The 14,470-nt window shown below is 68.3% G+C and carries 12 protein-coding genes; 7 read left to right on the forward strand and 5 right to left on the reverse strand.

The annotated features are described in order from the left end of the window. Nucleotides 1-84: 84 nt before the first annotated feature. From AC07WS_RS27300 to AC07WS_RS27310, 3 genes are all read left to right on the forward strand, one after another. Nucleotides 85-1,527 carry a metallophosphoesterase family protein gene (locus AC07WS_RS27300; RefSeq protein WP_494732094.1) on the forward strand — a complete coding sequence of 481 codons (1,443 nt, stop codon included), beginning with the start codon at nt 85-87 and terminating at the stop codon, nt 1,525-1,527. Nucleotides 1,528-1,670: 143 nt separating this feature from the next. After that, on the forward strand, nt 1,671-2,279 hold the full coding sequence (locus AC07WS_RS27305; protein ID WP_494732095.1) for a hypothetical protein: 609 nt from the start codon (nt 1,671-1,673) through the stop codon (nt 2,277-2,279). Between the two features lie 58 nt (nt 2,280-2,337). After that, nucleotides 2,338-2,973: a hypothetical protein gene (locus AC07WS_RS27310; RefSeq protein WP_494732096.1), complete on the forward strand. Its 636-nt coding sequence runs from the start codon at nt 2,338-2,340 to the stop codon at nt 2,971-2,973. Nucleotides 2,974-3,253: 280 nt separating this feature from the next. Here AC07WS_RS27310 and rsmA read toward each other — a convergent pair whose 3' ends face one another. The 4 genes from rsmA to AC07WS_RS27330 all read right to left on the reverse strand — a co-directional run bounded on the left by rsmA (nt 3,254) and on the right by AC07WS_RS27330 (nt 8,970). Further along, the gene (gene rsmA / locus AC07WS_RS27315; protein ID WP_494732097.1) at nt 3,254-4,021 is read right to left on the reverse strand and encodes a 16S rRNA (adenine(1518)-N(6)/adenine(1519)-N(6))-dimethyltransferase RsmA; all 768 of its coding nucleotides are present in this window, start codon (nt 4,019-4,021) and stop codon (nt 3,254-3,256) included. Between the two features lie 2 nt (nt 4,022-4,023). Beyond that, nucleotides 4,024-5,109: a 4-hydroxythreonine-4-phosphate dehydrogenase PdxA gene (gene pdxA / locus AC07WS_RS27320; protein WP_494732170.1), complete on the reverse strand. Its 1,086-nt coding sequence runs from the start codon at nt 5,107-5,109 to the stop codon at nt 4,024-4,026. Nucleotides 5,110-5,162: 53 nt separating this feature from the next. Next, entirely contained in the window at nt 5,163-6,623 is a 1,461-nt protein-coding gene (locus tag AC07WS_RS27325) for a peptidylprolyl isomerase (protein ID WP_494732098.1), read from the reverse strand. An 82-nt stretch (nt 6,624-6,705) separates the two neighbouring features. Continuing rightward, a complete protein-coding gene (locus tag AC07WS_RS27330; protein WP_494732099.1) occupies nt 6,706-8,970 on the reverse strand; it encodes an LPS-assembly protein LptD in 2,265 nt (754 codons plus the stop codon). A gap of 107 nt (nt 8,971-9,077) precedes the next feature. Here AC07WS_RS27330 and AC07WS_RS27335 point away from each other — a divergent pair, with 107 nt between their 5' ends. From AC07WS_RS27335 to AC07WS_RS27350, 4 genes are read left to right on the forward strand one after another with little or no spacing between them, the layout of a single operon-like run. Then, nucleotides 9,078-10,133 carry an aminoglycoside phosphotransferase family protein gene (locus AC07WS_RS27335; protein WP_494732100.1) on the forward strand — a complete coding sequence of 352 codons (1,056 nt, stop codon included), beginning with the start codon at nt 9,078-9,080 and terminating at the stop codon, nt 10,131-10,133. Nucleotides 10,134-10,143: 10 nt separating this feature from the next. Then, nucleotides 10,144-10,878, forward strand: a complete 735-nt coding sequence (murU, locus tag AC07WS_RS27340; protein ID WP_494732101.1) for an N-acetylmuramate alpha-1-phosphate uridylyltransferase MurU — start codon at nt 10,144-10,146, stop codon at nt 10,876-10,878. Next, nucleotides 10,878-12,215 (forward strand): aminopeptidase P N-terminal domain-containing protein, encoded by a 1,338-nt coding sequence (locus AC07WS_RS27345; protein ID WP_494732102.1) that lies wholly within the window; start codon nt 10,878-10,880, stop codon nt 12,213-12,215. The genes murU and AC07WS_RS27345 overlap by 1 nt, the downstream gene beginning before the upstream one ends. Next, nucleotides 12,212-13,471 carry a UbiH/UbiF/VisC/COQ6 family ubiquinone biosynthesis hydroxylase gene (locus AC07WS_RS27350; RefSeq protein WP_494732103.1) on the forward strand — a complete coding sequence of 420 codons (1,260 nt, stop codon included), beginning with the start codon at nt 12,212-12,214 and terminating at the stop codon, nt 13,469-13,471. Before AC07WS_RS27345 ends, AC07WS_RS27350 begins: the two co-directional genes overlap by 4 nt. A gap of 225 nt (nt 13,472-13,696) precedes the next feature. Here AC07WS_RS27350 and AC07WS_RS27355 read toward each other — a convergent pair whose 3' ends face one another. Further along, the gene (locus tag AC07WS_RS27355; protein ID WP_494732104.1) at nt 13,697-14,461 is read right to left on the reverse strand and encodes an SDR family oxidoreductase; all 765 of its coding nucleotides are present in this window, start codon (nt 14,459-14,461) and stop codon (nt 13,697-13,699) included. Between the last annotated feature and the right edge of the window lie 9 nt (nt 14,462-14,470).

Here is a 14,470-nt window from a genome sequence, read left to right on the forward strand (position 1 = left end):
TGGAATCTGCGTATTGTCGCACCGATTGCCGCCCGGCGACGGCGTGGTAAATTATCGGATTGCCCCGCTGGAGACCCCGTGCCCTTGACCATCCTCGCAACCGTGCGCCGCCGTGCGCCGCCGGCAGCCGCCCTGTCAGCCGCCCTGTCCATCGCCCTGCCTGCCGCCCTGCTGGCCGGCTGCGCCACCGTCGGCCAGCCGCCGGCCTTCACCTCCTTCGTGGTGCTGGGCGAAGGCGGCGCCGCCGTCGCGCGCGTGCTGATCGACGCCCCCGCCTGCCCCGCCATCGCCATCGACGGCCGCGTCCAGCCGATGGCCTTGCGCGCGCCGGCCGCCACGCTGCCGCTGCGCGCCACGGCGTCGGCGCCGGCCGATTCCAAGCCGGCCGCCTTCCCGCTGCTGACCTGCGAGGCCGCGCTGCCGGCCGCCGGCAGCTACGCCCAGGCCAGCGTGCTGGGCCGGACATTGCCGCTGCCGCCGGCCGCGCCGCGCCGCATCGTGGTCATCGGCGACACCGGCTGCCGCCTGCAAAAGAGCAGCCACAGCTACCAGGCCTGCAACCGCGCGGCCGACTATCCGTTCGCCGCCATCGCGGCCGCGGCCGCCGCGTGGGGCCCGGAGCTGGTGATCCACGTGGGCGACTACCACTACCGCGAAAACGCCTGCCCGGACGGCGACGCCGGCTGCGCCGGCAGTCCCTGGGGCTACGGCTGGGACGCCTGGGACGCCGACTTCTTCGCGCCCGGCGCGGCGCTGCTGCGGGCGGCGCCGTGGATCATGGCGCGCGGCAACCACGAGAACTGCCTGCGCGGCGGCCAGGGCTACTGGCGCCTGCTCGATCCGCGCCCGCTGCTGCCCGGACGCGACTGCAACGCCGCCGCCGACGACGCGCTCGGCAACTACAGCGAGCCCTACGCCGTGCCGATCGGCCAGGACACCCAGCTGCTGGTGCTCGACACCGCCAACACCACGTGGAAGGGCTTCAAGCCGGGCGAGCCGGGCTACGACAGCTACCGCGCGCTGTACCGCCGGTTCGACGCGCTGGCGCGCCAGGCGCCGCGCAACATCGGCATCGCCCACCATCCGCTGCTGGGCATGGGCGCCGACCGCCGCGCCGACGGCTCGGTGCGGCTGCTGCCGGGCGACGCCGGCCTGCAGCAAGCGTTCGGCTCGCTCAACCCGCAGCTGCTGCCCGAGCCGGTCCAGGCCATGCTGTCGGGCCATGTGCACCTGTGGGAACAACTGAGCTTTGACAGCGGCCATCCGAGCCAGTTCATCTCCGGCTTTTCCGGCACCGCCGAGGACACCGTGCCGCTGCCCGAGCGCCTGCCGGACGGCGTGACGCCGGCGCCGGGCGCGCGGGTCGAACAGTTCAGCTCCTGGGTCGACGGCTACGGCTACATGACCATGGAGCGCGAAGACGCGGACCGCTGGCTGGTGCAGGTGCACGACCTTGCGGGCCGGGTGCGCAACAGCTGCCGGCTCGACGGCAAGCGCTCGCGCTGCGCGGTGGCGCAGGTGCGCTGAGCGCTGGCGCGGCCCCGGGTGTCACAAGCTGTTACATCGCTCGGCGGCCCCGGGCTTAGCAAATGCACTAAAATACGGCCCATTCCGTGTAAGATGCTGCACCCGAGTGTTGCCGGCCCTATTCGATTTGGAGAGAGATTTTTATGAAAAGTGTGTATCTGCGTTCAGGCCTCGCCCTGGTGTGCGCCGCCCTGCTGAACGCCTGCGGCGGCGGCAACGGCAACCTGGCCCTGTCGGGCACCATCACCGGCCTGACCAAGCCCGACCTGGTCCTGATCAACAAGAAGACCAATGAACGGCTGGCCATTCCGGCCAACAGCACCAGCTTCGTGTTCACCCGCCTGGCCGCGGTCGACGAAGAGTTCGACATCGAGATCGACACCCCGCCCACCGGCGCCAAGTGCACGCCGGTCGGCACCTCCAACGTCGGCAAGGCCAACGCCTACACCTCGTACCAGATCGGCTTTAGCTGCGCGACCAATCCGTGGACGCTGGGCGGCACCGTGAGCGGCCTGCGCAGCAAGAGCCTGGTGCTGGCCAACGGCGCCGACCTGGTCACCGTGCCGCCGCCGGCCACCGCCGGCGACAAGGTCAGCTTCGAATTCCCGAGCAAGGTCGGCGACGGCTCGCCGTACGGTGTGACCGTGCTGACCCAGCCCACGGACCCGGTCGCCCAGGTCTGCACGGTCAGCAACCCCACCAGCACGATGCCGGCCGGCGGTTTCCTCGGCCTGGTCGTCACCTGCAATTAATTCCGGCGCCGGCCGTCGTCGCGACGGCCGGCGCGCCCGCCTCTTTTTGGAGTACACCATGAAATATCCGACTTTGAGCGCCGTTGCGGCGCTGACGCTGGCCGCCGCCCTGTCCGCCTGCGGCGGCAAGGCCCAATTCGCCGTGCAGGGCACCATCGACGGCTTGAACAACAGCGGCCTGGTGCTGGCCAACGGCAGCGACACGCTGCCGGTGCCGTCCGGCGCCACCAGCTTCGTGATGCCCAAGCAGATTTCCTACGGCACCGAGTACAACGTCACCGTGCTGACCAACCCGGCGCACCAGACCTGCGCGCCAGTCTCGGGCGCCTCCGGCTCGGCCGGCCACACGGTGTCGATCGCCGTGGCGATCCGCTGCGTGCAGAACAGCTACACGGTGGGCGGCCAGTTCACCGGCCTGCTCCCGACCGCCGCCACCGCCACCACGGCCGCCGCGCCGCGCGTGGTGGTGCTGGTGAACGGTTCGACCGGCGGCCAGGTCTCGGTGTCGAGCGCCAGCGCCACCGACACCACGCTGGGCAAGGGCGAGTTCCTGCTCCCCACCGCCGTGGCGGACGGCGCGGCCTACGGCGTGACCATCCTGTCGAAGCCGGACGACATCAGCTGCACGCTGACCAACAACACCGGCGTCATCAACGGCAGCAACGTCAGCAACCTGCTGCTGAGCTGCAAGTAAGCGGGGAAGGCGCCGCGCGCGATGCGCGGCGCGGCGGCGAGTTATGCGTTATCGTGATGTGCGATATTCGAAAAATAAACTTGCGTTATATGCCGCGCCGCAGCATACTGCAGCTGTCTCCTCCACTTCTTGCAAAGGAATTGGATTTAGCCCGCTTTCACCAGCGGGCTTTTTTTTTGCCAATTTGGGGTCAAGTCTGACATTCGGACACGAGCTCTGCCGTAGTGCGCGCACTACGGCAGAGCTCGTGTCCGAATGTCAGACTTGACCCCAAATTGATTTACAGCAGGTTGGCCAGCGCCACGTATTGCGCCAGGCCCACCGTCTCGGGCCGCATGGTCGGGTCGATGCCGGCCTCGACGATCTGCGCCTCGGTGAACATGCCGGCCAGGCAGTTGCGGATCACCTTGCGCCGCTGCGAGAACGCCTTCAGCACCACCGCCTCCAGCTTGGCGCCGTCGCACGCCAGCGGCTGCGCCACCGGGATCATGCGCACGATCGCCGACTCCACCTTCGGCGGCGGATCGAACGCCTCCGGCGGCACCACGAACAGCAGCGACATGTCGTAGCGCCATTGCAGCATCACCGACAGCCGCCCGTAGGTCTTGCTGCCCGGCTCGGCCACCATGCGCTCCACCACTTCCTTCTGCAGCATGAAATGCTGGTCCTGCACCTGCGGCGCGAACGTCGCCAGGTGGAATAGCAAGGGGCTGGAGATGTTGTACGGCAGGTTGCCCACCACCCGCAGCTTGCGCCCGGCCGGCACCGGAATGCTGCCGAAGTCGAACTTGAGCGCGTCGCCGGCGTGGATGGTCAGCTTGGCCGGGTTGTAGGTCTTCTCCAGCCGCGCCACCAGGTCGCGGTCGAGCTCGACCACGTGCATCTTGTCCAGCGTGCGCATCAGCTGCTCGGTCATCGCGCCCAGGCCGGGCCCGATCTCGACCATCGTGTCGTCCGCCGCCGGGGCGATCGCCTCGGTGATGCTGGAGAGGACGTATTTGTCGTGTAAAAAGTTTTGGCCGAAGCGTTTGCGGGCGACGTGTTTCATAATTATTCTTGGTTGAGGTGAAGGGAGGCGTTGGCCATCGCCACGGCGGCGTCGAGCGCGGCGTCCATGCTGCCGCAGTCGGCCAGGCCCAGGCCCTGCGCGGCCAGGTCCAGCGCCGTGCCGTGGTCGACCGAGGTGCGGATCAGCGGCAGGCCCAGCGTGATGTTGACGCCGCGCCCGAAGGTGGCGTACTTGAGCACCGGCAGGCCCTGGTCGTGGTACATGGCCAGCACGCAGTCGGCGTCTTGCAGGTATTTGGGCTGGAACAGCGTGTCGGCCGGGTACGGGCCGCGCGCGTCGATGCCGCGCGCCTGCGCCGCCGCGATGGCCGGCGCGATGATGTCGATCTCCTCGCGCCCCAGGTAGCCGCCCTCGCCCGCGTGCGGGTTCAGGCCGCACACCAGGATGGCCGGCGCGGCGATGCCGAACTTGGTCCGCAGGTCGTGGTCGATGATGTCGAGCACGCGCCCCAGGCCGTCCAGGCTCAGCGCGGCCGCCACGTCCTTGAGCGGCAGGTGGGTGGTGGCCAGCGCCACCCGCAACGGCGGCGGCGGCGGCTCGCCGGCCGGCGCCTGCGGCTGGCCGGCCAGCATCATCACCACCTGCGGCGTGCCGCTGCGCTCGGCGAAGTATTCGGTGTGGCCGGAGAACGGCACGCCTGCGTCGTTGATGGTGCTCTTTTGCAGCGGCGCGGTGACCACCGCCTCGAACCAGCCGGCCGCCACGCCTTCGATGGCGGCGTCCAAGGTGGCCAGCACGCTGCGGCCGTTTTCCTTGTCCAGCTGGCCCGGCACCACGTGGGCCGCCAGCGGCACGTCGATCACCGTCACCCGCTCCGGCCCGAAGTGCGGCAGGCCGCCGTGGCGCACCGCCTGCAAGGACAGCGCCGACAGCTTGATCTCGGGATCGATGTAGCTGGCCGTCATGGCCAGGAAGGCGGCGTCGCCCAGCAGCACGCAGTTGACCTCGCCGCGGCGCGCCCAGGCGGCGCGGATGGCCAGCTCGGGGCCGATGCCGGCCGGCTCGCCGACGGTGACGGCGATGGCCGGACGGGCGCCGCGCGCGCGGCGGGCGGTGGCGGGGCGCAGCGCGCTGCGCCCGGTGTGTTCAGTGGCGCTCACGCGGTTCTCCCCTGGTTGGCTTACTTGGCGGCGGCGGCGCCGTCGTCGGTGCGGAATTCCACGTAGGCGCGGTCGCGCACCTCGCGCTGCCAGCTCTCGGCGGCCTCCTCGACCTTGCGTTCGCGGATGGCCTGGCGCGCGTTGTTGCGCTCGCGCTCCTTGGAGACGTCGTCGCTCTTGCGCTCCAACACCTCGATCAGGTGCACGCCGAAGCTGGTCTCGACCGGCTGGCTGACCTCGCCGATCTTGAGGTTGTTGATGGCCGCCTCGAACTCCGGCGTGACGTCGCCCGGATACAGCCAGCCCAGGTCGCCGCCCTTGGCGGCCGAGCCGTCGTTCGACACCAGCCGCGCCAGGTCCTCGAACTTGGCCGCGTGGTTGTCGAGACGCTCCTTGAGCTCGGTCAGCTTGCGCTTGGCGTCGGCCACGCTCATGGTCGGCGTGACCTTGATCAGGATGTGGCGCACGTGGGTCTGCTGCACGGCGGCCACGGCCTGCGCCTCGGCCAGGCTGCGGCGGTCGACCGCCTTGAGGATGTGGAACGCGCCCACGCTCTTGATGATGGGCGTGACCTGGCCGGGCTTGAGCTTGGACAGCGCCTCGGCGAACACGGGCGGCAGCCGCTCGGGCTGGCGCCAGCCCACCACGCCGCCCTGCAGCGCGTCGCTGGCGTCCGAATAGGTGGCGGCCATCTTGGCGAAGTCGGCGCCGGTGCGCAGCTGGCGCATCACCTCCTCGGCGCGCGCGCGGCGCTGGGCGATCACCTCGGCGGTGGCGTTGTCCGGGATGCGCACCATGATCTGCGAGATGTTGATCTCGAACTGCTCGGCGGCGGCCGCCTTCTCGGCCGCGATGAAGCTGTCCACCTCCGCCTCGGAGATCTGGATCTTGGCGTCCACCTCGTGCTCGCGCAGGCGCTGCATGATGATTTCCTCGCGGATCTGCTCGCGGAAGGCGGCGTACGGGGTGCCGTCCTTCTCCATCTGGTTGCGCAAGTCCTGCACGCTGAGCTTTTGCGCCTCGGCGATGCGGCCGATGGCGCGGTCGAGCTGCTGGTCGTCGACCCGCACGCCCATCTCCTTGGCCATCTGCAGCTGGGCGCGCTCGACGATCATGCGTTCGAGCAGCTGGCGGCGCAGGTCGGCCGGGTCCGGCATCTGCACGTTCTGCGCCTTCATGCGCGCGGTGACGTCCTTGATCCGGTTGCTCAGCTCGCGCTGGGTGATGACGTCGTCGTTGACCACCACCACGATGGCGTCGATCGCCACATTGCCCGATTCGCCGGGCGGCAGGAAGCCCTTGGCGTCGGACTTGGCGGCGGCGGCCGGCGCGGTGGTGAGCGCGGCCTTGGCGGCCGGCGCGGCGGCGGCGTTGGCGGCCGGCGCGGCCGGCGCGGCGGCCGGCTTCTTCGAGAACAGGCTGCAACCGCCCAGGGCGGTGGTGCACAACAGGACTGCGAGAATTTTCGTTTCGAACTTCATCTTAAGAACGCTCATGAGTCAGGTGACAACAATCAAATAGCGCCCACTGCCCGGTCAGCAGCGGCGGACGCCGGGGGTCTTGCTAGCGGCCGTAGCCTTCGTTCAAACGCTGGTAGCCGGGGATGCTGTTCTTCATCGCCTCCAGCGGGCTGCCCACGCCCAGGTGCGACAGGCCGTTCAGCTCCAGCTGGAAGAAGATCGGCGTGGACGCCTTGGTCGGGGTGGTCACGAAGCGCTGCGCGCCCATGCGGAACACCCAGCAGTCGCCGTTGTACTCCAGCCCGACCAGGCTCTCGAGGATCTTCTTGTCCTGCACCGAGTAGCTGACCCGGCCCACGCCGTACCAGCGCTGGAAGATCGGCCACTGGCTCGACAGCTCGATGTGCTTGAAGCTGCCGCGCAGGTAGCGGTAGCCGGCGTTGAGCACCTTCTTCTGCCCCGGCGACCATTGCGCGGTGTAGCTCTCCGACACCACCCGGCGCGAGCTGGGGCTGTACTGCACGGCGCTGTCGAAGCCCCAGGTCTCGGAGATGCGGCCGGTCGCAGCCAGCAGCATGTCCGAGCGCGAGTCCACCACCGGCGTGGTCGAGGCCAGCTGCACGCGCTGGTCACGGAAATAAAAGCGCTGGCCGAACGCCAGCCGCAGCGTCTCGGCACCGGCCGCGTCCAGGAAGCGCGACACCAGCGCCGCCGTCAGCTGGTTGGCGTCGCCGATGCGGTCCGAGCCGACGAAGCGGTTCTCGCTGAATATCTGACTGAAGTTGAAGGTGGCCGCGTCGGTGTCGAAGGTGGGAAACTGGCTCTGGTCGCGGTACGGCGTGTTCACGTAGAACAGACGCGGCTCCAGCGTCTGCGTCATGTCGCGCTTGCCGAACTTGATGTCGCGCTCGAACACCAGGCCCGAGTCCAGCGAGAACGTCGGCACCACGCGCGACAGGTTGTCGGCCTTTTGCCCGTTGTAGGCGTCGAGCTGGTAGCTGGCCAGGTTGACCATCAGCTTGGGCGTAACGAAGTAGCTGGGGCCCACGATCGGGTAGCTCACCTGCGGGATCGCCACCAGCCGCGTGCCGTTGATCAGGGTCGGGTGGTAGAAGCGGGTCAGTTCGCTGTCGAGCGCCCAGTCGAAGCCGCCGGCCACGTCGTACTGGGCCGCGTGCAGGTTGATCGCCGGCAGCCGGTCGTACGGGCGCGGTACGAACAGCGAGGAGTCGACCGCCGCCTCCGAGTCCTGCAGCACCTGGTACTTCTGCACCCGCGCGGTCAGGGTCCAGAACTCGCCGTGGTAGTCGGTGCGCAGCTCGCGCAGCAGCTGGCGCTCGGTCGAGCTCGACACGGTCTTGGAGAAATCGTTAGGGTAGTTGTTGTCCGACGCGGCCCGCAAGCTCCAGCTATAGGCCCAGTCCTTCGACAACTCCTGCGCGTGCGTGGACTTGATCATCCAGCGGTCGGTCGAGCCGCCGGCCGTGGGCGGCACGTACTGCTTGTCGTGCGGCAGGTACTCGACATAGGTCTCGCCCTGGTACAGGCCGTAATCGGTCTGGCCCAGGTAGCGGCCGTTGGCGCCCAGCTGGAAGCCGCGCCGCGGGATGATCTTGGGGTAGACCGTCAGGTCGCGGTTGGGCGCGATGTTGAAGTAGTACGGCACCGTCAGCTCGGCCGCGCCCTTGGAGCCGAAGCCCGGCATCGGCGACAGCCAGCCCGAGCGGCGCGCGCCCGACAGCGAGAACGACATCGCCGGCGTGCCCAGGATGGGCACGTCCTTGAAGTAAATGATGGTCTTGCCGGCGGTGCCGACGTCGCGCCCGGAGTCCAGGTTGAGCGTGTTCGAGCGCAGATACCAGTCCGGGTTCGGCCCCTGGCAAGTGCTGTAGGTGCCGTTGACCACCACCGCCTCGTCCTCGTTGAGGAAGTTGATGCGCTCGGCCTTGCCCTGGGCGTGGTTGGCCTCCAGCTGGTAGGTGGGGTTGAGCATATAGCCCTTGCCGCTGTCCATGTTCAGCTTGAGCTCGTCGCCGGTGAAGTAGTCGCCGAAGCGCCAGATCCGCACATGGCCCTGCGCCTCGACCTCGTCCTCGACCTGGCGGTAGCACGCGGTGTCGGCCTTGACCCGGGTCTTGTCCTTGACCAGCTCGGCGTCGCGCTCGAGCGTGATCTCGCGCTCGGGGCGGCCGCTGATGTCCTCGGCCTGGATGGTGGTGACCGCGTTCTTGTCCTCCACCCGCGGCGCGCGCGCCTTCGGCGGCAGGCTCTGGGCGTAGGCCGGCAGGGCCGCGATGGCGGCGGCGATGGCAGTCAGGGCAAACGCCCAGCGATGCGGGGTAGTGGGGGGGGCCGGAAGCCAGCGCATGCGACTCATGAAAAGAAGGGAGGAAACACCATGACAGGCGATTTTTTGATTTGAATCCCTTATTATATGGGAATCTTCACCCAACACCGGATTCCCGGCCCCGCTTAATGTCTTTATTACAGAATTTAACTTCCGATACATCTTCCGACCCGCGTTTGGAACAGCTGAGCGCCTGGCTGGCCACCCTGAACGTGGTGGACGTCGCCAGCGCCCGCCCGGCCTCGGCCGACGCCAGCTTCCGCCGCTATTTCCGCGTCGATGTGTTGCCTGAACAGCAAGCCGCGCTGGGCGCCACGCTGGTCGTCATGGACGCGCCGCCCGAGCGCGAGAACGTGCTGGCCTATGTCAAGCTGGACGAAATGCTCACGCACGCCGGCGTCAGCGTGCCGCGCATCGTCGCCACCGACTACGAGCGCGGCTTCCTGCTGATGTCCGACCTGGGCGTGACCACCTACCTGCAGGTGCTGGACCACGACAACGCCTCGACCATGTACGCCGAGGCGCTGGAGGCGCTGGTCAAGTTCCAGCTCACCAGCGCGCCCGGCGTGCTGCCCGAGTACGACCGCGCCTTCATGCTGCGCGAGATGAATTTGTTCCCCGAGTGGTACATCGCCAAGCACCTGAACGCCACGCTGACGGACAAGCAGGCCGCCGAGCTGCAGGGCGTGTTCGACGCCATCCTGGCCAACGTCACGGCCCAGCAGCAGGTGTATGTGCACCGCGACTTCCACTCGCGCAACCTGATGTGGATGGACGCCGGCAACCCCGGCGTGCTGGACTTCCAGGACGCGCTGTACGGCCCGGTGACCTACGACCTGGCCTCGCTGCTGCGCGACGCCTACGTGCAGTGGGACGAGGAGCTGGTGCTGGACTGGGCGATCCGCTACTGGCAGCACGCCAAGGCGGTGGGCCTGCCGGTCAACCCGGACATCGACGGCTTCTACCAGGACTTCGAGTACGCCGGCCTGCAGCGCCACCTGAAGATCCTCGGCCTGTTCTGCCGCCTGAACTACCGCGACGGCAAGGCCCAGTACCTGCACGACCTGCCGACCGTGATGGACTACGTGCGCAAGACCGCCGGCCGCTACAAGGAGCTGCGCCCGCTGGTGCGCCTGCTCGACCAGCTGGAAGACAAGCAGCCGCAAGTCGGCTACACCTTCTGAGGCGGCGCGCATGAAAGCCATGATCTTCGCCGCCGGACGCGGCGAGCGGATGCGCCCGCTGACCGACACCACGCCCAAGCCGCTGCTCAAGGTGCGCGGCCGGCCGCTGATCGTCTGGCACATCGTCAACCTGGTGCGGGCCGGCATCACCGAGATCGTCATCAACCACGCCCACCTGGGCGGGCAGATCGAGGCCGCGCTGGGCGACGGCAGCCAGTTCGGCGCCCAGCTGATGTACTCGCCCGAGGCCACCGCGCTGGAGACCGCCGGCGGCATCGCCAGCGCGCGCCACCTGCTGGGCGAGGAGCCGTTCGTGGCCGTGTCGGGCGACATCTACATGCCCTACTTCGACTTCGCCCAGGTCAAGGACGTGTTGCACGACAAGGACATGTGGGGCAACCCCTACCCGGCCGACCAGCGCGACATCTGCTGGCTCTACCTGGTGCCCAACCCGGACTTCCACCCCGAGGGCGACTTCGGCCTGACCATGTACACGCTGAGCAACGAGGGCTCGCCGAAATGGACCTTCGGTAACGTCGGCGTCTACCGGCCCGAAATGTTCGACGGCATCGCGCCGGGCGAGTACGCCAAGCTGGGCCCGCTGATCCGCGCCTACGCCGACAAGAAGCAGGTCGGCGGCGAGGTGTACCAGGGCGAATGGCACAACGTCGGCACCGTCGAGCAGCTCGACCTGCTCAACGCGCCGCCGGCCACGCGCCTGGCCGCCGCCAAGGGCGTGCAGTGATGCCCGCCGGCCTGCACAACCACGCCGCCCGCCGTGCGCGCCTGCTGGCGCACATGCCGCCGGGTGCGGTGGCGGTGCTGCCGACCGCGCCCGAGGTCGCGCGCAACAGCGACAGCGAATACCTGTACCGCCACGACAGCTACTTCTACTACCTGACCGGCTTCGCCGAGCCGGAAAGCGTGGTGGTGCTGGTGGCCGCGCGCGGCGATGCGCCGGCACGATCCATCCTGTTCTGCCGGCAGAAGAACGTCGAACGCGAAATCTGGGACGGCTTCCGCCACGGCCCGGAAGGCGCGCGCGTGGCCTTCGGTTTCGACGAGGCCCACCCCATCGAAGACCTCGACGGCGAAATCGTCAAGCTGCTGGCCGACGCGCCGGCCCTGTACTACGCGCTGGGCAGCGCGCTGGACGCGCGGGTGCGCCAGTGGCTGGCCAGCGTCAAGGGCATGGCGCGCACCGGCGTCGGCGCGCCGGCCAGCGCGGTCGACCTGCTGCCGCTGCTCGACGAGATGCGCCTGTTCAAGGACGACGCCGAACAAGCCACCATGCTGCGCGCCGCCACCATCTCGTCGCAGGCGCACGCGCGGGCCATGCGCGCCTCGCGGCCCGGCATGTACGAATACGAAATCGAGGCGGAGCTGCTGTACGAATTCCGCCGCAACGGTGCCCAGGCGCCGGCCTACAACTCCATCGTCGCCGCCGGCGCCAACGCCTGCGTGCTGCACTACAGCGCCAACAACGCGCAAAGCCGCGACGGCGACCTGATACTGATCGACGCCGGCTGCGAGCTCGATGGCTACGCCTCCGACATCACCCGCAGCTATCCGGTCAACGGCCGCTTCAGCGCGCCGCAGCGCAGGCTGTATGAACTGGTGCTGGCCGCGCAATCGGCGGCGCTGCAGGCCATCGTCCCCGGCCGGCCGTATGCCGGCGTGCACGAGGCGGCGGTGCAGGTGCTGGCGCAGGGCATGCTGGACCTGGGCTTGCTCAAGCAGGATGTCCACGGCGGCGTGGCCGACATCGTCGCCAACAAGCGCTACCTGCAGTTCTACATGCACGGCACTGGCCACTGGCTGGGCATGGACGTGCACGACGTCGGCCAGTACCGCGACACGGCAGCCGAAGGCAAGCCATCGCGCGCGCTGCAGGCGGGCATGGTGCTGACGGTGGAGCCGGGCATCTACGTGCGTCCGGCCGAGGGCGTGCCGGAGGAATACTGGAACATCGGCATCCGCATCGAGGACGATGTGCTGGTCACGCAAGGCGGCCACACGATACTGAGCGCCGCCGCGCCGAAGACGGTCGCCGAGATAGAACAACTGATGCAGTCTCCATGAACACACTCAATCAAGCAGCATCCGCTCACGAAGGCAACGACGACGCTCCATCCTATGACATCGCCATCTGCGGCGCCGGCCCGGCCGGCATGGCGCTGGCCGCGCTGCTGGCCCGGCGCGGCACACCGGCACAGCGCATCGCCCTGATCGACGCCAAGACGCTGGAGCAAGCCAGCAACGATCCGCGCTCGATCGCGCTGTCGTGGGGCAGCCGCCAGATACTGGAGGAAATCGGCGCGTGGCCGGCCGCCGCCACGGCGATCCACCAGATCCACGTGTCGCGCCGGGGCCAGTTCGGCCGCAGCCTGATCGACCGCGACGAGCACAAACTGCCGGCGCTGGGCTACGTGCTGCGCTACGGCGATCTGGTGACGGCGCTGGGCGCGGTCTGCCAGCGCGCCGGCATCGCCACGCTGCGCCCGGCCCGCGTTGAAGCCATAACCGAAGGCGCCGACGCGGTCGCGCTGACGATCGCCGGCGCGGCCGCCAGCACTGGCGCCACGCCGGCCACGCCAGCCACCGCAGCGGCAGCAGCTGCAGCAGCAGGCGCCGCCCCCGCTGCCGTGGCCACCACCTTCACGGCAGCCATCGTCGTGCAGGCCGAAGGCGGCTTGTTCAGCGATCAGGAAAGCAAGGCCCAGCACCGCGATTACCAGCAGACCGCGATCATCGCGCAAGTGCGCAGCAGCCGCCCGATCGCGCACCGCGCCTACGAACGCTTCACCGAACAAGGCCCGCTGGCCCTGCTGCCGCAAGGCGAAGAGTATTCGCTGGTCTGGTGCGTGCGGCCCGACAGCGCCGCGCGCCTGCAGGCGCTGGACGACGCGGCCTTCCTCGCCGAACTGGGCGCCGCGTTCGGCGAGCGCCTCGGCACGTTCACGCGCTCGTCGCCACGCCTGGCTTTCCCCTTGGGCTTGAACGCCGATCCGCGCAGCACCGCGCGCACGGTCGCCATCGGCAACGCGGCGCAAACGCTGCATCCGGTGGCGGGACAAGGCCTGAACCTCGGCCTGCGCGACGTCGCCGTGCTGGCGCGCCTGCTGGCGCAAGGCGCGAATCCAACCATGCTGGCGCAATTCACCGAACTGCGCCGCCAGGACCGCAACACCACCGTGCGCCTGACCGACACCATGGCCCGCATCTTCGCCAACGACTCGCCGGCGCAGGCGCTGCTGGGCCTGTCGCTGGCCGCCATCGACATGGTCGGCCCCGCACGCGGCGTGCTGGCCGAGCTCATGATGTACGGCCGACGTTGACCTGAGAATACACATAGGGGGTACCTTGCGCGCTTCCTTCGACGAAGCCTTCTATTTCCGCCCTCTCGTTCCCATTCGTTTTCTCTATTTTCTTCTGAAATTCGCAAACAGCCGAACGCAGATGAGAATCAAGAAAAATAGAAGGGAATAGAGAGCCGGAATAGTATCGTTCCCAGAAGGGCCGTGCAGATACCCCCCATACATATACCCTGCGCCGTTCCAGGCTCAGGTGCGCGTGATCGAAGCGCCGCCATCGACCAGCGACGCGGTGCCGGTGACAAAGGACGCATCGTCCGAAGCCAGATACAGCACCGAGCGCGCCAACTCCTCCGGCTGCGCCACGCGCTTCAACGCATGCAGGTTGGTGACAAACGAAGCCGATTCCGGCGTGTTGTTCATATCGCGATACATCGCCGTATCGACCGCGCCCGGCAGCACCGCATTCACCCGCACGCCCTGCGCGCCGTACTCCGAGGCCAGCGCCTGCGTCAGGCCGATCAGGCCCGATTTGCTGGCCGCATAAGCCGCCACGCCGGGGAAGGCAAAGCTGTAGCCGACGAAAGTCGAAGTGAAGATCACCGACCCACGGCCATGCTTGATCATTTCAGGGATTTGATGCTTGGCGCCGAGGAAGGCGCTGGTCAGGTTGGCGGCGATGGTCTCGTTCCAGCCCTGCTCCGAAACGCCGGTGGACTCGCCCATTTCGCCCAGCGTACCGGCGTTGTTGTAGGCGATATCCAGCCGTCCGAACGCCTCGACAGCGGCGGCGACCAGTTGTGCATTGAACGATTCGGAAGTGACGTCGCCAGCCAGCGCGATAGCGGTGCCACCGTCGGCGGCGATTTCCGCCACCAGCGACTCCAGCTCGGGCAGCCGGCGCGCGGCGACAACGACCCGCGCACCTTCAGCGGCAAAGAGTTTGGCGGTAGCGCGGCCGATGCCCGACGATGCGCCGGTAACGATGGCGACTTTGTTTTGCAAGCGGTTCATGGTGAATCT

It is taken from the genome of Duganella sp. GW821-FHT01E12, from assembly GCF_059422325.1.

Bases quoted from the DNA above. Each gene is read 5' to 3' on its own strand.
- AC07WS_RS27330 (WP_494732099.1), bottom strand. From the start codon at position 8,970: ATGCGCTGGCTTCCGGCCCCCCCCACTACCCCGCATCGCTGGGCGTTT.
- AC07WS_RS27310 (WP_494732096.1), top strand. From the start codon at position 2,338: ATGAAATATCCGACTTTGAGCGCCGTTGCGGCGCTGACGCTGGCCGCC.
- AC07WS_RS27345 (WP_494732102.1), top strand. From the start codon at position 10,878: ATGCCCGCCGGCCTGCACAACCACGCCGCCCGCCGTGCGCGCCTGCTG.
- AC07WS_RS27355 (WP_494732104.1), bottom strand. From the start codon at position 14,461: ATGAACCGCTTGCAAAACAAAGTCGCCATCGTTACCGGCGCATCGTCG.
- murU (WP_494732101.1), top strand. From the start codon at position 10,144: ATGAAAGCCATGATCTTCGCCGCCGGACGCGGCGAGCGGATGCGCCCG.
- AC07WS_RS27305 (WP_494732095.1), top strand. From the start codon at position 1,671: ATGAAAAGTGTGTATCTGCGTTCAGGCCTCGCCCTGGTGTGCGCCGCC.
- rsmA (WP_494732097.1), bottom strand. From the start codon at position 4,021: ATGAAACACGTCGCCCGCAAACGCTTCGGCCAAAACTTTTTACACGAC.
- AC07WS_RS27335 (WP_494732100.1), top strand. From the start codon at position 9,078: ATGTCTTTATTACAGAATTTAACTTCCGATACATCTTCCGACCCGCGT.
- AC07WS_RS27350 (WP_494732103.1), top strand. From the start codon at position 12,212: ATGAACACACTCAATCAAGCAGCATCCGCTCACGAAGGCAACGACGAC.
- AC07WS_RS27325 (WP_494732098.1), bottom strand. From the start codon at position 6,623: ATGAAGTTCGAAACGAAAATTCTCGCAGTCCTGTTGTGCACCACCGCC.